The organism is Sphingomonas parva (ex Maeng et al. 2020) (genome assembly GCF_004564275.1).
Classification (GTDB): domain Bacteria; phylum Pseudomonadota; class Alphaproteobacteria; order Sphingomonadales; family Sphingomonadaceae; genus Allosphingosinicella; species Allosphingosinicella parva.
Genome location: NZ_SPDV01000002.1, coordinates 215574 through 232477 on the forward strand (window position 1 = coordinate 215574; position 16904 = coordinate 232477).

16 protein-coding genes are annotated in these 16904 nt (G+C 69.4%); 11 read left to right on the plus strand and 5 right to left on the minus strand.

Features of this window, described 5'->3' with window-relative positions:
• Positions 1 to 29: 29 nt before the first annotated feature.
• On the minus strand, positions 30 to 3095 hold the full coding sequence (locus E2493_RS02205) for a TonB-dependent receptor plug domain-containing protein (protein WP_135083265.1): 3066 nt from the start codon (positions 3093 to 3095) through the stop codon (positions 30 to 32).
• 441 nt (positions 3096 to 3536) lie between these two features.
• On the opposite strand from E2493_RS02205, the gene E2493_RS02210 reads away from it, so the two are divergent.
• Positions 3537 to 5918: a penicillin acylase family protein gene (locus E2493_RS02210; RefSeq protein ID WP_135083267.1), complete on the plus strand. Its 2382-nt coding sequence runs from the start codon at positions 3537 to 3539 to the stop codon at positions 5916 to 5918.
• Positions 5919 to 5935: 17 nt separating this feature from the next.
• Here the strand turns inward: E2493_RS02210 and E2493_RS02215 are convergent, their stop codons facing one another.
• Positions 5936 to 7132, minus strand: coding sequence for a serine hydrolase domain-containing protein (locus E2493_RS02215; RefSeq protein ID WP_135083269.1), 1197 nt, complete (start codon positions 7130 to 7132; stop codon positions 5936 to 5938).
• Between the two features lie 215 nt (positions 7133 to 7347).
• Here E2493_RS02215 and E2493_RS02220 point away from each other — a divergent pair, with 215 nt between their 5' ends.
• Entirely contained in the window at positions 7348 to 7665 is a 318-nt protein-coding gene (locus tag E2493_RS02220) for a hypothetical protein (RefSeq protein WP_135083271.1), read from the plus strand.
• An 11-nt stretch (positions 7666 to 7676) separates the two neighbouring features.
• Here the strand turns inward: E2493_RS02220 and E2493_RS02225 are convergent, their stop codons facing one another.
• The gene (locus tag E2493_RS02225) at positions 7677 to 8351 is read right to left on the minus strand and encodes a GDSL-type esterase/lipase family protein (protein WP_135083273.1); all 675 of its coding nucleotides are present in this window, start codon (positions 8349 to 8351) and stop codon (positions 7677 to 7679) included.
• Positions 8352 to 8487: 136 nt separating this feature from the next.
• On the opposite strand from E2493_RS02225, the gene E2493_RS02230 reads away from it, so the two are divergent.
• Positions 8488 to 9045, plus strand: coding sequence for a sugar O-acetyltransferase (locus E2493_RS02230; RefSeq protein ID WP_135083275.1), 558 nt, complete (start codon positions 8488 to 8490; stop codon positions 9043 to 9045).
• Positions 9046 to 9199: 154 nt separating this feature from the next.
• Here E2493_RS02230 and E2493_RS02235 read toward each other — a convergent pair whose 3' ends face one another.
• A complete protein-coding gene (locus E2493_RS02235; protein ID WP_135083277.1) occupies positions 9200 to 9484 on the minus strand; it encodes a PepSY domain-containing protein in 285 nt (94 codons plus the stop codon).
• A gap of 314 nt (positions 9485 to 9798) precedes the next feature.
• Between E2493_RS02235 and E2493_RS02240 the strand changes: the two genes are divergently transcribed.
• The 3 genes from E2493_RS02240 (at position 9799) to sugE (ending at position 12280) form a co-directional block, all read left to right on the plus strand.
• Positions 9799 to 10473: a response regulator transcription factor gene (locus tag E2493_RS02240; RefSeq protein WP_135083279.1), complete on the plus strand. Its 675-nt coding sequence runs from the start codon at positions 9799 to 9801 to the stop codon at positions 10471 to 10473.
• The gene (locus E2493_RS02245) at positions 10470 to 11813 is read left to right on the plus strand and encodes a sensor histidine kinase (protein WP_135083281.1); all 1344 of its coding nucleotides are present in this window, start codon (positions 10470 to 10472) and stop codon (positions 11811 to 11813) included. The genes E2493_RS02240 and E2493_RS02245 overlap by 4 nt, the downstream gene beginning before the upstream one ends.
• Positions 11814 to 11959: 146 nt before the next feature.
• Positions 11960 to 12280: a quaternary ammonium compound efflux SMR transporter SugE gene (sugE, locus tag E2493_RS02250; RefSeq protein WP_135083283.1), complete on the plus strand. Its 321-nt coding sequence runs from the start codon at positions 11960 to 11962 to the stop codon at positions 12278 to 12280.
• A gap of 14 nt (positions 12281 to 12294) precedes the next feature.
• On the opposite strand, the gene E2493_RS02255 is transcribed toward sugE, so the two are convergent.
• Positions 12295 to 12777: an Lrp/AsnC family transcriptional regulator gene (locus E2493_RS02255; protein ID WP_135083285.1), complete on the minus strand. Its 483-nt coding sequence runs from the start codon at positions 12775 to 12777 to the stop codon at positions 12295 to 12297.
• Between the two features lie 106 nt (positions 12778 to 12883).
• Here E2493_RS02255 and E2493_RS02260 point away from each other — a divergent pair, with 106 nt between their 5' ends.
• From E2493_RS02260 to E2493_RS02280, 5 genes are all read left to right on the plus strand, one after another.
• Positions 12884 to 13771 (plus strand): EamA family transporter, encoded by an 888-nt coding sequence (locus tag E2493_RS02260; RefSeq protein WP_135083287.1) that lies wholly within the window; start codon positions 12884 to 12886, stop codon positions 13769 to 13771.
• A gap of 79 nt (positions 13772 to 13850) precedes the next feature.
• Positions 13851 to 14246: a hypothetical protein gene (locus E2493_RS02265; RefSeq protein WP_135083289.1), complete on the plus strand. Its 396-nt coding sequence runs from the start codon at positions 13851 to 13853 to the stop codon at positions 14244 to 14246.
• A gap of 75 nt (positions 14247 to 14321) precedes the next feature.
• Positions 14322 to 14633, plus strand: a complete 312-nt coding sequence (locus tag E2493_RS02270; protein ID WP_135083291.1) for a hypothetical protein — start codon at positions 14322 to 14324, stop codon at positions 14631 to 14633.
• Between the two features lie 54 nt (positions 14634 to 14687).
• On the plus strand, positions 14688 to 16358 hold the full coding sequence (ybaL, locus tag E2493_RS02275; protein ID WP_135083292.1) for a YbaL family putative K(+) efflux transporter: 1671 nt from the start codon (positions 14688 to 14690) through the stop codon (positions 16356 to 16358).
• 13 nt (positions 16359 to 16371) lie between these two features.
• Entirely contained in the window at positions 16372 to 16899 is a 528-nt protein-coding gene (locus tag E2493_RS02280; protein WP_135083294.1) for a hypothetical protein, read from the plus strand.
• Positions 16900 to 16904: the final 5 nt, after the last annotated feature.

A 16904-nucleotide genomic window follows, 5' to 3' on the forward strand; every position in this document is an offset into this window, starting at 1 on the left:
ATCACCGTCGCGCCTGCGCGCGGCGTCTCTTACTTCAGCTTCATCCGCACGCCGAAGCGGAAGCTGCGGCCGAGGAGATCGCTGTAGGTGCTGTTCGCGGCGAGGCCCGTCTCCGGCAGGAGGATGGGATCGCTGTCCAGCAGGTTGGTCACGTTGATGAAGAACTCGCCGTTGCGGCCTCCGAACGCGTCGAACTTGAACGTCGCATTCAGGTCGAAATAGGTCGCGCCGCCGATGCTGTTGTCCTCGTACGTCGGGAACTGGTTGGTCGAGATCGGGCAGGAATTGCCGCACTCGATGCCGGTGGCGTCGTACCGGCCGTCACCGACGCCGCGGGCTACGCCGGTCAGCGAGTAATCGTCGGTGTCGTAGGTGGCGCTGACCCGATAGATCCACTTGGGCGTGATCGATTGCGTGCCGGTGCCGACACCAAGCGTTCCGACCGAGTTGAGCGGCTGGAAGCCGGGCACGCCGGTGGTGACGGTGTTCTCGATGTAACGCGTCGCCAGGCCGCGGATGCCGAAGGTCCCGTTGCCGAGGCGCGCCCGATAGGCCGCTTCGAAGTCGAGACCCCGCATCAGGATGCTCGAGAAATTGACCGGCTGGCGCGCGATCAGGACGCGGTTCGGAACGTTCGGATCGGGGGTGATCGCCGCGCAGAAGTCGGCCAGCCCCTCGAAGCAGCGATTGACGATGTCGTCGGCGCTGAGGCTGTCGATCGCGTCCTTCACCTTGACGCGCCAGTAGTCGACCGACGCGCTGAAGCCGGGCAGGAAGCGCGGCGCGAGTACGCCGCCGATGTTCCACGAATCCGCTTTCTCGGGCCGCAGGTTCAGGTTTCCGGTGATCGTCCCGAGGTAGGCGATGTTGGCGCCATAGGTGCCGGTGCCGGGTCCCGCTCCAGGGAAGAAGGGGTTCGTCACCGTCGAGGTGTTGGCGGTGCCCGCCTGGTACAGCTCGTTGAGGTTCGGCGCCCGGATGTCGCGCGACCGGTTCACGCGGATCAGGATGTCGTCGACCGGCTGCCAGGTCGCGCCGGCCTTCCAGGTCGTGACGAACCCCGAGGTCGAGTAATCGGTGCCGCGGATCGCGCCGTTGAACTCGAGACCGAAGCCGAGCGGAACGACCGTCTCGAGATAGGCTTCCTTGACGTCGTAGCTGCCCTTGCTCGGGCGGTAGTTGCCGACCGACCAGACGCTCGTCGAGGCGCCGGTCGTCGGGTTGAAGATCGGCTGGAATTCTTCCGGAACGAATCCGTCGATCTCCTCCTTGCGATACTCCGCGCCGACGGCGACGCTGACGTCGCCGGCCCAGGTGGCGAACGGCGTCAGCGACAGGTTGGCGCCGACCACCGTCTGCTCGAGCAGTTGGTCGCGATAGGGGTCGCCAAGGATGTAGTCGATCGCGGCGGGATCGGCGACGCCGAGGCCGAACAGATTCAGCGGCCGGCAGGCGGGATCGTCATTGGCCGTGGTCGCATCGACGTTGATCGCGCACTGGATCGATCCGACCGGCAGGCCGGCGGGGTTGCCGGCCGGCGCGAAGACCGCGTTGAGCGCGTTGCCGCGCCGCGTGGTCTGCTGGATGTTGATCAGCTGCTCGTGCAGGTCGGCGCGGCCGTATTGCCCATAGACGTCCCAGCGCGCCGACTTTCCGAAGGCCTCGAAATCGCCTTCGGCGCCGATCAGGTAGCGCTGCACCTCGCGCTCGTTGTTCGAACCGCGGAACGGCAGGTCGGCGCCGCTGGTGGCCAGCGTGACCCCGGTGATGCCGGCAAGCTGCGCCGGGCCGAGCGTCTGGTAGAGGAACGCATTGCAGGTCGTCGGGGCGGTCGCGCCCGAGCCGCAGTTCGAGGCGGCGATCGACAGGCCGGTCATCAGGTTCGGACCGGCGTTGAACAGGGTTTCCTGCCGGTTGTACGACCCTTCGGCGAAGAGCCTGATGCCGTCGGTGACGTCGAAGCTCAGCCGGGCGAACACGCCGTGGCGGTCTTCCTCGGGGATGAGGCCGATGCGGCGGCCCGTGTCGTTGATCCGCCAGTCGCCGCCCTGGTTGAGCGACGGGCTGCTCGCATTGGCGGGGGTGGTCGGCGCACAGGTCGGCGAGGGGAAGGTCAAGGCGCCATATTGATACCTGTTCACCGATCCGCCCTGGCCGAAATAGGTCCCGCACAGGCGATTGGTGAGACCGCCGGTGGAGGCGGTGATGAGGCCGCCGGGCGTCGAGTTGGCCTGGCCCACCTCGGTGCGGATCAGATACCTCGGCGCGGACGGGTTTGCCGGCCAGGCCGGGTTCTGGATGCGAACGAAGCCGGTATGGTTCCAGCCGCGATCCTGGCCGACCTCGAAGATTCCGTCGGTGTGGGCGATCTCGCCCGCCACGATCAGGCGGGCGCGGCCGTCGGCGAACTTGATGCCGCCGGTCAGCGACGCCGAATAGTTGAAGCCGTCGCCCCGCTGGGTGATCCCGGAATCGGCCTCCAGCTTGAGCCCCTCATATTCGGTGTTGAGGATGAAGTTGGTCACGCCGGCGACCGCGTCCGAGCCGTAGGCCGCCGAAGCGCCGCCGGTAACCACCTCGACGCGGTTGACCAGCGACTGGGGGATCGTGTTGACGTCGACGATGCCGTTGGCGGTCGATCCGACCGAGCGGCGGCCGTTGACCAGCACGAGCGTGCGGACCGTACCCAGGCTGCGCAGGTTGAGCGCGTTGATGCCGGCCTGGCCGTTGCTGAGCTCGAGGCGCGAGTTCGAGGGGCGGATCGATGCGGCAAGCGCGGGCAGCTGGTTGACGAAGTCCGCGATGTTGTTGGTCGGCGAGGAATTCTCGATGTCGTCCTCGTTCAGCACCTGCAGCGGCGTCGGCGCCTGGAAGCCGTCGCGCGCGATGCGCGTGCCGGTGACGACGATGTTCTCGTCGGTCCGCGCGCCGGCGGGCTGCGCGTCGGTGGTCTGCGCGGTCGCAACCTCGGTCGCTGCCGCATCGTCGGACGGCGTGGTCTGGGCCGACGCGGCGCTCGCCATGGCGAGCGCGGCCAGGCCGGAGATCGCGAGGAAAGGCGCTTTGCGGAATCCGACTGTCGACTGGCTGATCATATGAACCCCCTAGATGCCCTGACGCCCTGCGAAACTGGCAGGTGCGGTTGGACCTGTCACGCCCGCTTAGGCATCTTGAGTGCCGATTGATACGGGCTTCCCCCGATGGTGCCGGGCACCGCCGAGCAGCGTCAATTGCGCACGGGGTTCCATTGCTTTGCTGGGCCATAGACGGAGATTATGGCATGACCATAGCTTGTGCCTATGGCGGGGCGAGCCTTTGCCATGTGACGCAGGCGCGCGGGCCTCGCTAAGTCAGCATCGTCGGGAGGGGTGTCACCTGTCGTCAGTGGCTTGGCGTTCATCGGAAGCTGGTGCGCCGGGCGGCTGCCGCTGTGTGGCCCGTCCCTCCGGATCGGCCTTGTCCGAAGGACCTGGTCGGCCGCACAGCAGCGCGGATCGGGCCTCCGCCTGAGCCGCCATCGACATGGACGTTTGCCGATGCTCGACCGCCGCTCCTTTCTGCTCGGTTCCGCCGCCGCGCTGGCCCTCTCCTCGGCCGGGTGCCGCACCGCGGATCTGGGACGCCAGGCGCGGCAGGTGCGCGCCGCCGGCCTGTCCGCCCCGCTCGAGATCGTCGACGATCCCTGGGGCGTTCCGCACATCCGCGCGCGGTCGATCCCGGATGCCTTCTTCGGCCAGGGCTATGTCGTCGCGCGGGACCGCCTGTTTCAGCTCGATCTCTCGCACCGGCGCGAAACGGGCCGGCTCGCCGAGGCCTTCGGCGCCGAGTTCGCGCCGCACGACGCGACCGCCCGATTGTTCCACTTTCGCGGCGATCTCGACGCCGAGCTTGCCCGCGTCCCGGCGGACGTGCTGGCCTGCGCGCGCGCCTATGTCGCCGGCATCAATGCCCGCATCGACGAGGTCCTTGCCGATCCATCCCTGCTCCCGCTCGAATATTCGATCCTCGGAATTCGCCCGCTCAAATGGGCTCTGCGCGATCTGGTCCTCTCCCGCGGCATTCAGGGTGGAAGCATCGAGGACGAGATCCGCCGCGCGCGGCTCGCGGGAATGGGGCTGCTCGAGCTCGACGCGATCATGGCGCCGCTCCGACCCGCCTGGCCGCTTGCCGTCCCCGAGGGGCTCGACGCCGCCGCGGTGAGCGACGCCGATCTCGGCGTGCTGCGCAGGGGCAGCCTGCCGTACGGATCGATCGTTCCCGCGCTGGAGCCCAACGATCCGCCGAGCGCCGCGCAGGACCGCGGCAATGCCGGCAGCAACGCCTGGACCGTGGCGCCGTCGCGCAGCGCCACCGGCCGCCCGATCCTCGCCAATGATCCGCATCTCGGCATCGGCGGTTTCGGTCCGCGCCACGTCGCCCATCTCAGCGCCCCCGGTCTGGACGTGATCGGCGCCGGCTCGCCGGGGCTGCCCGGCATCATGCAGGGCCATACCGATCGCTTCGCCTTCGGCCGGACCAATTTCCACATCGATCAGGAGGATCTGTTCGTCCTCGAGCTCGATGCGAGCGACCCGGAGCTCTACCGTCACGGCGGCGCTTGGAAGCGGTTCGAGCGGGCCGAGGTCTCGATACCGGTCCGCGGCGGCCCGCCGCATCGGGCGACGATGCGCTTTTCGGTGCACGGCCCGGTCCTCTCCCACGATCCGTCCTGGCGTCGGGCGACGGCGCTCGCCGTCGTCGAGCTGCAGCCGGGCGCCAGCGGCGCCTTTGCGATGATCGCCATCAACCTGGCGCGCGACTGGGAGAGCCTGAAGGCGGCGTTCCGCTTCCATCCTTCGCCGACGAACTTCCATTATGCCGACGTCGACGGAAACCACGGCTGGCAGGTGATCGGCTTCGTGCCGGTGCGCCGCAAGGGCGAGGGGCTGATGCCGGTGCCGGGCGACGGCCGCTACGACTGGACCGGCCTGCGCGACTTCCGCGCCCTGCCGAGCGAGTACAATCCGGCCAAGGGCTGGTTCGCCTCGGCCAACCAGAACAACCTGCCGGCCGATTGGCCCCGCGACCGCATTCCCGCTTTCTCGTTCCGCGATCCCTATCGCTACCAGCGCGTCGCCGATGTGCTGGAGGCGCAGCCGCGGCACAGCCTCGCCGACAGTGTCGCGCTCCAGCATGACACGCTGTCGACGCCGGCGCGCCAGCTTCAGGCCCTGCTGCCGGCGCGGGGCTCGCCCTCGGCCGAGGCCGCGATCGCGATGCTGCGCGGCTGGGATGCGCGGCTCGATGCGGACAGCGGCCCGGCTGCCCTGTTCGAGATCCTGTGGCGCGAGCTCGGCCAGCGCATGATCGCGGCGCTGGTGCCGGAACGGGCGCGGGAGCTGGTCAACGAGATCGCGCCTTCGGTCCTGCTCGGCCTGCTGGCGAAGCCGGACGCGCGGCTTGGCGCCGATCCCGCGACGACGCGCGACGCCTTGTTCGACGCCGCGCTCGCGGCGGCGTGGAACGGCGCCCGCGAACGGCTCGGCCCGGATCCGGCCGCCTGGCGGTGGGGGACGCTGCATCAGGTGCGGATCGCGCACCCGCTTTCGCGGATCCCGGCGATCGCCGCGGCCTTTCCGCCGATCGAGGGTGAGGGATCGGGCGGCGATTCGTTCACCGTTATGGCGCGCTGGCTGCGCGACGCGCCGAGCTGGCACGTCAGCGGCGGCGCCAGCTATCTCCAGGTGATCGACGTCGGCGCATGGGACAATTCGCTGATGCTGAATCTCCCAGGCCAGTCGAACGACCCGCGCTCAGCCCATTATCGCGACCAATATCTGCCCTGGATCCGGGGCGAGATGCAGCCGATGCTGTTCAGTCGCGCCGCGATCGACGCCCACGCCGGCAACCGCACCTTCTTGCGTCCGGCGGAGAGCTGATCGCCGCGCGGGCGCGGTCAGCGCGCCAGCGCCTCGCATAGCCTGCCGGTCGCCAGCGCGATGCGGCTTTCCGCCGTCTCGCGATTGGCAGGGCTGTTCTCGACGCCTTTGGTCTCGGTGTTGAACGCGAGCAGGCTGCCGGCTTTCTGGTCCGGACAGAGGCTGAGATAGGCGCGGAAGCCGTTCTGGTCGCCATTGTGGCCGACGAAGCGGACCGGCCCCGCCTGGTCGATGAAGAAGGAAAGGCCGCTCTGCGTCGTCTCGGCCATGCGGCCCTGGGTGAAGTCCTCGCCCGCCGGGATCTGCGGCCGCCACATCTCCTCGAGCGACGATCGTTTCAGCACCAAATCGTATTCGGCGCTTCGCGCAGGGTCGCCGAGCAGGAAGGCGAGGTAGCGCGCCATGTCCGGCATCGGCGCGTTCAGCCCGCCGTTGGAGACGGTCACGCCGGTGTCCGCATCGAACGGTGCCGCCACCCTCTTGCCGTCGCGAATGTAGTAACTGTGGGCGCGATGGGGCAGCAGGTGCGGGGGTGTCCGGTCGAAATAGCTGGCGTGCATGCCGAGCGGCTTCAGGATGTTCTTGTCGACATAGACCTCGAAATCCTCGCCCGAGAGCCGCTCGATCACCTGGCCGAGGTAGACGATGCCGGGATTCGAATAGCTGAAGCGCGATCCGGGGCGGAACTGCACCTCGCTATAGGGCAGCATCGCGACGAGCTGGTCCCAGCCGGCCGGCTCGAACGGCTGCCAGTCGCGGTCGCGCCAGCGCCACGTCGGGCCGGCGAAGCCGGCGCTGTGGCTCATCAGCTGGCGCAGAGTGATCGCGCCGGTGTCGCCGAACGGATTGTGCACGCGCCGGAGCTCGGGAACGTAGCGGACGATCGGGTCGTCGAGCGTCAGCAGGCCGCGGTCGCGCAGCTGCATGATCGCGATTCCCGTCATCGTCTTGGTGATCGACGCCCAATGGTAGATCGTGCGCGCATCGACCGGAACGTGCCGTTCGGCATCCTGCTCGCCGAGATGGTCGGCGGCGACGGTGCGGCCGTCGCGAAGCAGATAGAAGCTGCTCCCGACGATCCCCGCTTTCTGCGTCTCGGCGCGATGCACTGCGCGAAAGTCGCGCAGGGCGGCGGCGAAGGCGCGCTCCTCGGCAGCGGCGGGCGCGGCCGTCGGGGCGGCAAGCAGAAAGGCGGCGGCAATCCCGAGGCGCATGCGATCTCCATCCGGAAACGAGGTCACGCCAGACTTGCGGATGGTGCCCTCCCCGGCAACCGTGAATCGCTTCGGCACCATCGCTGCCGCACGAGTCACGCGAAATCGTGCTCTTAGGCACCGGACCTGGACCGGGCGGTGCAAGCCGCCTCAAGCCGCCGCCTCGTCAATCTACCGGCTTGCGCGATGTTCATTATATGTTCCACATCGCGCGCATGCGATTCTCGTCCGAGCAACTGAAGCGGAAGGCGCTTGCCGCCCTCGAGGAAGCGGCGCGCGATGCGGAGCGGACGCCGTTGCGCCCGGCCCACATGCTCCGCTTCGTCCTCGCCTTCCTCTACGCGACCGGCGGCGGCGAGCGCTGGCCCTATGACGGCTTCTGGCAGGCCGTCACCCGCGCGGACGACGGCAGCGGCGCCGCGGCGATCGGCCGCGCCCAGTCGACCAACGCCTGCCTCAACGCCATCTACCGCGACCATCGCCTGCACCGGCCCGACACGCGCGAGATGCGAACGGTACGGCATCGCTCGTGAGACGGGCGTCGTTATCGGCAGCGCCGCTTCGGAATCCCCGCCGCGTTCAAGGCGGCCGTCACCTTGTCGCGCCAGATCGCATAGCCGGCCGGCGCCATGTGCAGGCCGTCCGCGACGTACAGGTCTCGTGCACCCCCTTCGAGCATCGCCGGCACGATATCGATGAAGCGAAGGTCCTTTCGTTTCGTTGCCAGCGCTGCGACGGCGCGGTTGAGCTCCGCCTGCTTCGGCAGCTGCGCGATGCGCAGCCGCGACGGCTTGGCCGCGATGTAGAAGACGGGCGTGTCGCCCAGTCGCGCGTCCTTCAGCGCCAGGAACTGCTCGAAGGCGGCGACCGTCTGCGCGGGTGAGGCGCCCGAGTCGATGTCGTTCTCGCCGGAATAGACCACGATCGCCCGCGGCCGGTACGGCGTCACGATCCGGTCGAAGTGGAGATTGGCCTGCGGGATTGTCGATCCGCCGAAGCCGCGGTTGATGACCGGCAGGGGCGCCATGTCCTCGCGGAGCGACGTCCACAGACGGATCGAGGAGGAGCCGACGAACAGCACCGGGCACGCGGGCGGAGTCTGGATCGCGTCGATCTCGGCAAAGCGGGCGATCTCCTCCCGGAACGGGGCGTCGGCCGGCAGCGGGGGCGCGGCATCGGCCGCGAATGCGAGCGCAAGGGCGAGGGTCAGCGTCTTCATCGGCTCCGGGTGGCGCAGAACCGCCGCCCAGGCAAGCCGGGCCTTGTGAACCGAGCCGCTCCGCGTATGGGAGCGGCCGTCGTGACGTCCGGCGCCGGACGGCCGTGTCCGGGTGCGGACAGTTGGGAGACGAGGGATGGACGAACGTTCCGAGAAGCAGAAGATGCTCGCCGGTGCGGCTTATCGCGCCGGCGATGCGGAGCTGGTCGCGGACCAGGCGCGCGCCGCGGCCTGGATGGCGCGGTTCAACGTCTCGCGCACCCTGCCGCGGGCCGAGCGGGATGCGCTGCTTCGCGAGGGGCTGGGCAAGGTCGGCCCCGGTGCAATGATCCGGCCGCCGTTTCACTGCGACTATGGCTACAACATCCGGCTCGGCCGCGACGTCTTCCTCAACTTCAACTGCGTCATCCTCGACGTCGTCGCGGTGACGATCGGCGACGGAACCCAGATCGGCCCGGGCGTCCAGATCCTCACCGCCGACCATCCGCGCGACCCGGCCGAGCGCGCGACCGGGGCCGAATGGGGTCGCCCGATCGTGATCGGACGCAATGTCTGGATCGGTGGCGGCGCGATCCTTCTGCCGGGCATCACCATCGGTGACGATGCGATCGTCGGCGCCGGCAGCGTCGTCACCCGCGACGTTTCCGCGGGCGTCACCGTGGTCGGCAATCCCGCGCGGCGGCGCGACGCCTAGGCTCGTCTAGTCGCCCGCCGCGCCGAACGCGCGGAACACGTGGTCGATCATCCGGCGGACCAGTGCCGCACCGAGGACGATCGCGGCGCCCGCCGCGGCGAGAGACACCATCCACCAGATCATGCCGCCGCTCCTTGACGACCGCTGGCCGGCATCAGTCGCGATCCAGCTGGGCGCGGATGATCCGCATCGACTTCGGATCGATCTTGATGTCGAAGCGGCGGCCGTCCTGGGCGCGCGCATCGTCCACCTCCCAGCGGGGGCCGTCGTCGTCCAGCTCGATCTCTTCCCAGCTGACGTACCCGCCGGCCCGCAGCACGCGCTCGACCGCGGCGCGCTCGTCTGCCGTGGGCGCGCGATCGGCCGAGGCCGGAGCGGCGAAGAGGGTGGTGCTGATTCCGATCGCGACGATGGCGGCGACGGTCGTGGTCTTTCTCATGGTCTTTCTCCTGGCTTGCGATCCGCGGAGACGGGTCGATGCGAAGGCTCCTCGGGCGGTGCCGCTCGGCGGCTCGCCCAGGCGAAGAGCGCCACCGCCGCCAGCGTGACGGCGCCGCAGCTTTCGCGGTAACCGTTCGTGCCGATCGACGGCGATGGGTTCATCCTGTGTTTCCAGCTTCCGGAGACGGGACTAAAGCTGTCGGATCGCCTGCGGCTTGCCGGAACATTTGATCTTCGCAATGTGCACGGAGGCGTGCGCGTGGAAGGTGGACGCGCTGCGCGGTTCCGCCGATGACGGGGGCTGGAGGGCCGATGCACGTTCTGCTGATCGAGGATGACGAGCGGCTGGCGTCGTTCATCGCCAAGGGCCTCGGCGAGGCGGGGCACGTCGTCGAGCATCGCGCCGACGGCAAGGCGGGCCTGATCGAGGCATCGAGCGAGAGCTACGACGTGATCGTGCTCGATCGCATGCTGCCCGGGATCGATGGCCTCAGGATCCTCCAGACGATCCGGGCGATGGAGGATCAGACGCCGGTGCTGGTGCTGAGCGCGCTCGGCGAGACCGATGAACGGGTGAAGGGCCTGCGCGCCGGCGCCGACGATTACCTGCCCAAGCCGTTCTCGATGCAGGAGCTGCTGGCGCGGGTCGAGGTGCTCTCGCGCCGTGGCCCGGCGCGGGCCGAGCCGACCAGGATCGAGGTCGGCGATCTCGTCGTCGATCTTCTCGCCCGCAGCGTCTCGCGGGCGGGCGCCGCGATCGCGCTGACCGACCGAGAGTTCAGGATCGTCGAATTCCTTGCCCGCCACGCCGGCCGCGTGGTGACCCGGTCGATGCTGCTCGAACACGTCTGGGACTATCATTTCGATCCCCAGACCAACATCATCGATCAGCATGTCAGCCGGCTTCGCCAGAAGCTGGACCAGGGCTTCGACCAGCCCGCGATCCAGACCGTGCGGGGCGCCGGCTACATGATCGCGCGCCCGTGAAGCTGTTCCGAAGCCTCTCCTTCCGCCTCGCCGTCATCTATGGCGTGCTGTTCACCGCGTCGGTCGGCGTGCTTGCCGGCGTCTATTACTGGAGCGCGATCCGGGGCCCGCTCGAGCGTGTCGAAGCCGGCCTGCGCGAGGAAGGGGACAGCCTCGCCGCCCTTCAGGCGCGTTCCGGCACCGAGGCTCTGGCGGCCGCGCTGGAGAGACGCGCCGCCGCGCCCGCACCGCGGCTGGCCTACCACGCCCTGCTCGCGCCGGGCGGCCAGACCGTGGTCGCCAACCTGCCGAGCTGGCCGAGCGTGCGCACCGGAAAATGGCTGCGGATCGAGGCCGATGTGTCGCGGGAGGGCAATGAGGATGAATATGAGGCGATGGTCCTCGATCAGGTCCTTCCCGACGGCACGCGCCTGCTGATCGGCCGCGATATCGAGGATCTCGAGGAGCTCGAGGAAGGCATCGCCAACACCGCGGCCTGGCTGCTGCCCGCGCTGGTCCTGCTCTCCATCGTCGGCGGCATGCTGATGAGCCGAGCGATCGGCAAGCGCATCGAAGCGGTGTCCTCGGCCGCACGCCAGGTGATCGAGGGGGATCTGTCGCAGCGCGTGCCGGTGACCGGCAGCAACGACGATTTCGATACGCTCGCCTTAACCCTCAACGCGATGCTTGACCGGCTGGAAGCGTCGATCGAGGCGATCCAGCGGGTCTCGGACAGCGTCGCGCACGAGCTTCGAACGCCGCTGTCGCGGCTGCGCGCGGAGCTCCTCGATCTCGAGGCCGATCGGCCCGAAGAGCGCCTGTCGCGGGCGATCGGGGAAACGGCACGGCTGGGTGCGATCTTCGATTCGGTGCTGCGCATCTCCCGGATCGAGGCACGCCGCCATGCCGAGCAGGCCGCGCCCGTGGACATCGGGGCGCTGCTCCGCGACGCCGTCGATCTCCACGAGCCCGCCACGGAAGGCAAGGCGCTGACGGTCGACACGGCGATCGGCTCCGGCCTCATCGTCTCCGGCGATCGCCATCTGCTGTTCCAGGCGGTCAGCAATCTGCTCGACAACGCCGTCAAATACGTGTCCGCCGGGCGCAGGATCTCGGTCTCGGCAACGACTGTCGGCGGCGATGTCCTCCTGACGGTGGCCGACGACGGCGCCGGCGTACCGGCGGGATTGAGAGACAAGCTCGCCGAGCGCTTCTTCCGCGCCCCGGGGGGCGAGGGGACTCCGGGTTTCGGCCTGGGTCTCGCCTTCGTTGCCGCCGTCGCCGGTCATCATCGCTCGGAGCTTCGCTTTCTCGACAACGCGCCGGGCCTGCGGGTCGAGTGGCGGCTGCCGCGGGCATAGAAGCGCCGGTGCGGGCTCTCGCGGCCGGCGTTCGGGCGTTGAAACGCTCGCGGCCTGCTAGAGCGGACGGGCGGCGACCACGTTCCCGCCCCCTTGATGGGGATTCAAGACCGGGACGGCCCGGCAGCCAGGACAAGGAGGCTGCCGTGGCATGGATTATCCTCATCATCGCCGGTCTGCTGGAGGTCGTCTGGGCCTTTTCGATGAAGCAGTCCGAAGGCTTCACCCGGCTGGGACCGTCGCTCGTCACCCTCGCCGCAATGGGGGTGAGCTTCGCCTTGCTCTCCTGGGCGATGCGAACGCTGCCGCTCGGCACCGCCTATACGGTCTGGACTGGCATCGGCGCCGTCGGCGCGTTCGCGGTCGGGATCGTGATGCTCGGCGAATCGGTCAATCCGATGCGCCTCTTGGCGGCGCTGCTGATCGTCGGCGGCCTCGTCCTGATGAAGCTCGCCAGCCCCGGCTGATCGGGAGGCGCCGGTCAGCGCTCCCAGGCAACCGGGATCGGGCTGCGCTCCTTGACCTGACGTATGACGACCAGGGTCTTGAAGCTGCGCACGCGTTCGTCGGCCGCGAACAGCCGGCGGGCGAGCGCGTCATAGCCTTCCATGTCGCGGGCGACCATCCGAACCGCGAAATCATGATCGCCGGTGACGTTCCAGGCCTCGACCACCTCCGGCACCGCCTCGAGCACCCGCATCATCTCGTCGACCGTGCGGGCGTTCTCGCGCTCCAGGGTGACGAGCACGATCATCGAGAGCGGCCAGCCCAGAGTGCGGGGACGCACGACGGCGACCTCGCGCGCGATCGCGCCGGTCTCGCGCAGGCGCCGGATTCGGCGGTAGCAGGCCGGCGCCGAGAGGCCGACCGCCTCGGCCAGCGCCGGCACCGGCCGCTGGGCGTCGGCTTGCAGCAGCTCGAGCAGCTTCAGGTCGAAATCGTCCAGGGCGACGTTCTTTGCCATCGCACCGGCCCTACCTGATAAAGATTATCGCCGCCGCACCAAAATCGAGCACGTTTATCCGCCTCTGCCTCTAAACCTCGGCGCCCACCGTTTCCCGAGTCCTGCCATGAATCATCTCGTTGCCGCCGCCCCGCCCCGGCGGGTCGATCTCGCCGCCCGCGGCGCATTGTTTCTCTCGCTCGTCTCCGTCACCTGCGGAGCCTCGTTCGCGAAGGGGTTGTTCCCGACCGTGGGACCCGAAGGCGCGACCGCCATCCGCCTGATCGTGGGCGCCGCCGTGCTCTCGGCCATCTTCCGTCCGTGGCGGATCAACCTCAGGGCCGGCTGGCCGTCGCTGCTCGCTTATGGCCTGGCCGTCGGCGCGATGAACTTCAGCTTCTACAAGGCGCTCGCCTACATCCCCTTGGGGATCGCCATCGCGATCGAGTTCACGGGGCCGCTCGCGGTCGCCTTGCTGACCTCGCGGCGCAAGGCCGATTTCCTGTGGATCGGCCTTGCCGTGGCAGGCTTGCTGCTGCTCCTCCCGCTACGCGGCGGAGCCGGGCAGCTCGATTGGCGCGGCGTCCTTCTCGCGCTGTTCGCCGGTGCCTGCTGGGCGGCCTACATCCTCACCGGAAAGCGCGCCGGCCACGCCCACGGACCGGCTGCGGCGGCGGGCGGGATGATCATTGCCGCCCTGCTCGCGGCGCCGATCGGCATCGCCTCGGCCGGCACGGCGCTGCTGCGCCCGGAGGTCCTGGCGCTCGGGGTCGCCGTCGGCATCCTGTCGAGCGCCGTTCCCTACGGTCTGGAGATGATCGCCCTGCGGCGGCTGCCGGCGAACACCTTCGGTACGCTGCTCAGCGCCGAGCCGGCGATCGGCGGACTGATGGGCATGGTCCTGCTCGGCGAATTGCTGTCGCCGCCCCAGTGGCTCGCCGTTGGCCTGATCGTCTGTTCCTCCGTCGGCGCGGCGATGGGCACGAAGGGTGCGGCCGCAAGCGAACAGCCCTGACGCTCCGGCGGGCGCAAAACGGCGTCGCCGGGCCTCGAATGGGGTTTCAATCGCGGGCGCTTGCCCTAGATTGTCGGAGATGATGCACCGCGGGGCCTTGGACGACGGCGTGGCGAGGACACACGGGCTGGCGCTCTGGCTCCTGCTCCTGTCGATCTTCACCCACGCCTTCGTTCCGGCCGGCTCCCCGCTCCACAAGATCTCCGGATCGGCGTTCAGCGCGGCGACCGCCGAGGTCTCGCTGGCGCCGAGCCGGTCCCCCGCCGCCAAGAAGTCGCCCCAGCTGAAAGCGGCGGACGAGCCTCGCTTCGACGACGCGGCTCCGCACGATCCTCCTCTCGCCCCCGCAGCCGTCCTCTCGCCTGTCGCTTTTGCGCCACTGGCCGGGCCGGTTGCCGCTCCGTCGGCGTCGCGCCTCGCCCCGCTTGGCGCGGACGTCTCGCCGTTCGCTCCGCGCGCGCCTCCCTCACTCTGATCTCCTCTCAACGGTAACCCGGGACGCGGCGTCGGACGCCTGACGCGTCGTCCCCACCGCCAAGGAATCGAGTGAATGAACAAGCCCATCGCGCAGCGGAATCCTCCCGCCCGCGACCGGCGCGTGCACATCGAGTCTCTTCTCAGAAGATATCCCGATGTGACGCCGGCCGAGGACGCCGAGATCCTGCGCTTTCTCAAGAAGGGGCCGGCCGCGGAGGCATGGCTCGTCACCTCGCACGCTGATCTGCAGCCGCACCTGCGACGCTTCCACGCCGATCATTCCGATCATTTCTCCCTCGGGACGAAGGAATATCTGGTCGTGGCGGCGCTCGTGCTGATCATCGTCCTCGCCTGCACCCTGCTGGGGGATGCGGGCCTGCGCTGAGCCGCGTGCGGACTCTCGTGTCCGCCTGCGCCGGCGCCTGCTGAAGGAACGACCATGCCCCATCACACGCCCCTGATCGGAACCATCGTGGCAGGTCTGGTCGTGGCCTTCCTGCTCGGTGCCCTGGCGCAGCGGCTGCGCCTGCCGCCGATCGTCGGCTATCTGCTCGCCGGCATTCTCGTCGGGCCGTTCACGCCCGGCTTCGTCGCCCATGCCGGCCTTGCCAGCGAGCTCGCCGAGCTCGGCGTCATCCTGCTCATGTTCGGCGTCGGGCTGCATTTCTCGCTGCGAGACCTGCTCGCGGTGAAGAACATCGCGGTTCCCGGCGCCGTCGTCCAGATCGGCGCCGCGACCGTGATGGGCATGGCGCTCGCCTGGCTGCTCGGCTGGACTCCGCTCGCCGGCTTCGTCTTCGGCCTCTCGCTCTCCGTGGCGAGCACGGTCGTGCTGCTGCGTGCGCTGCAGGCGCGGAATCTTCTGGACACGGAGCGGGGCCGGATCGCGGTCGGCTGGTTGATCGTCGAGGATCTGGCGATGGTGCTCGCGCTCGTGCTGCTGCCGGTGGTCGCCGGCATCGCCGCCGCGTCGGACGCCCAGGCAGGGCAGGCGATCGTCGCCACCGTCGCGGGCGTGTTCCTGAAGGTCGCCGGCTTCGTCGCCCTGATGCTGATCGTCGGGCGCCGCCTGATCCCCTGGCTGCTGCACTGGGTGGTCCATACCGGCTCGCGCGAGCTGTTCCGCTTGGCGGTCCTCGCCATCGCTCTGGGGGTCGCATTCGGGGCGGCTTTCGTGTTCGACGTTTCGTTCGCGCTCGGCGCCTTCTTTGCCGGCATGATCCTCGGCGAGACGCAGCTCAGCCGCCGTGCGGCCGAGGAGACGCTGCCGCTGCGCGACGCTTTCGCCGTCCTTTTCTTCGTCTCGGTCGGCATGCTGTTCGATCCCGCGGTCCTCACCGAGCAGCCCCTGCCGCTACTCGCCACCGTCGGGATCGTCATCGTCGGCAAGTCGCTCGCGGCCTTCGCGATCGTCCGCACCTTCGGGCACCCGGGCCGGACGGCAGCCACGGTCTCGGTCAGCCTCGCGCAGATCGGCGAATTCTCGTTCATCCTCGCAAGCCTCGGCACCGGCCTCGGCATCCTTCCCGATGAGGGGCGGGACCTGATCCTCGCCGCCGCCATCCTGTCGATCTGCGCCAATCCCTTCCTTTTCGCCCTGCTCGCGCGGCGCAGCCCGGCTTCGGCCACGCCGGAGCCGAGCCCCGAGGAGCAGCGGATGCAGCGCCTCCGCGACGAGCATGTCGTGCTGATCGGTTACGGCAGGGTCGGCCGCCTGATCGCCGCGCGGCTGCTCGCCGATGGGCGGCCGCTGGTCGTCGTCGAGGACGAGCCGGACGTGGCGCGCGAGGCAACGGCCGCCGGCCTGCGGGTCGTGCGGGGCAATGCGACCGACGAGGCGGTGCTCCGCGCGGCGGGCCTGGATTGCGCCGCCAGGCTGCTGATCGCGATCCCCGAGGGTTTCGAAGGCGGCGCCATCGCCGAGCGGGCCCGGCGCCTCAATCCTGCCCTGACCGTCGTCGCCCGGGCCCATTCGGATGCCGAGGTGGCGCATCTCGAGCGGCTCGGCGCCGATCATGTCGTGATGGGCGAGCGGGAGACCGCAAGGCGGATGTTCGATCTGTCCAGCGTCGCCCGGCCTGCCCCCGTTCCCGCCCCGGTTCCCGCCTAGGAGAGAGAGAGCGATGCGCCGATCGAGACGAGACCCGCCCCGCTGGTTCGGCCCCGGCCTCCTCGCCGGCATGTTCGCGGCCGCCGCCGCCCTCGCCGGCGCCGGCGTGCTGCTCCATCGGCCGGACGATCAGGCGGTCGCCGTCGCCGGCCGCACCTATGTCGTTCCGCCCGGCGAGCTGTCCGCGCACACTCGCGATCCGCATCTGTTCGTCCGGATCAGGCCCGTGGACCGCCCGTTCGAGATCGTCCACGATGCGCGCGCGACGGGGCGGCGCGACCGGACCGGCGTGCCGCACATCTTCTCGGTCAACGATCATGCCGGCCACGACGTGACCTATGGACGCGACGGCCGCTCGCTCGTTCTCTGCCGGCGCGCGACCGGCCCGGCCGGCGGGTGCGGCACCTGGGTGGAGCATGGCGGCGCGACCTGGTCGGTCCTCTTCCCGGAGGTTCATCGCGATCGCGCCGACGCGCTCGCCCGTGAGGCCACGGCGCTGCTCAGGCGCTACGACACGCGCGCGGGCCGGTGGATGCGGTGAGACGG

What these genes read in the sequence shown, in the direction of transcription:
- E2493_RS02255 (WP_135083285.1), bottom strand. Translation starts at nt 12,777, where the DNA reads ATGGCAAAGAACGTCGCCCTGGACGATTTCGACCTGAAGCTGCTCGAG.
- E2493_RS02265 (WP_135083289.1), top strand. Translation starts at nt 13,851, where the DNA reads ATGATGCACCGCGGGGCCTTGGACGACGGCGTGGCGAGGACACACGGG.
- E2493_RS02280 (WP_135083294.1), top strand. Translation starts at nt 16,372, where the DNA reads ATGCGCCGATCGAGACGAGACCCGCCCCGCTGGTTCGGCCCCGGCCTC.
- E2493_RS02220 (WP_135083271.1), top strand. Translation starts at nt 7,348, where the DNA reads ATGCGATTCTCGTCCGAGCAACTGAAGCGGAAGGCGCTTGCCGCCCTC.
- E2493_RS02210 (WP_135083267.1), top strand. Translation starts at nt 3,537, where the DNA reads ATGCTCGACCGCCGCTCCTTTCTGCTCGGTTCCGCCGCCGCGCTGGCC.
- E2493_RS02270 (WP_135083291.1), top strand. Translation starts at nt 14,322, where the DNA reads ATGAACAAGCCCATCGCGCAGCGGAATCCTCCCGCCCGCGACCGGCGC.
- E2493_RS02230 (WP_135083275.1), top strand. Translation starts at nt 8,488, where the DNA reads ATGGACGAACGTTCCGAGAAGCAGAAGATGCTCGCCGGTGCGGCTTAT.
- E2493_RS02215 (WP_135083269.1), bottom strand. Translation starts at nt 7,132, where the DNA reads ATGCGCCTCGGGATTGCCGCCGCCTTTCTGCTTGCCGCCCCGACGGCC.
- E2493_RS02240 (WP_135083279.1), top strand. Translation starts at nt 9,799, where the DNA reads ATGCACGTTCTGCTGATCGAGGATGACGAGCGGCTGGCGTCGTTCATC.
- E2493_RS02205 (WP_135083265.1), bottom strand. Translation starts at nt 3,095, where the DNA reads ATGATCAGCCAGTCGACAGTCGGATTCCGCAAAGCGCCTTTCCTCGCG.
- E2493_RS02260 (WP_135083287.1), top strand. Translation starts at nt 12,884, where the DNA reads ATGAATCATCTCGTTGCCGCCGCCCCGCCCCGGCGGGTCGATCTCGCC.
- ybaL (WP_135083292.1), top strand. Translation starts at nt 14,688, where the DNA reads ATGCCCCATCACACGCCCCTGATCGGAACCATCGTGGCAGGTCTGGTC.
- E2493_RS02225 (WP_135083273.1), bottom strand. Translation starts at nt 8,351, where the DNA reads ATGAAGACGCTGACCCTCGCCCTTGCGCTCGCATTCGCGGCCGATGCC.
- E2493_RS02235 (WP_135083277.1), bottom strand. Translation starts at nt 9,484, where the DNA reads ATGAGAAAGACCACGACCGTCGCCGCCATCGTCGCGATCGGAATCAGC.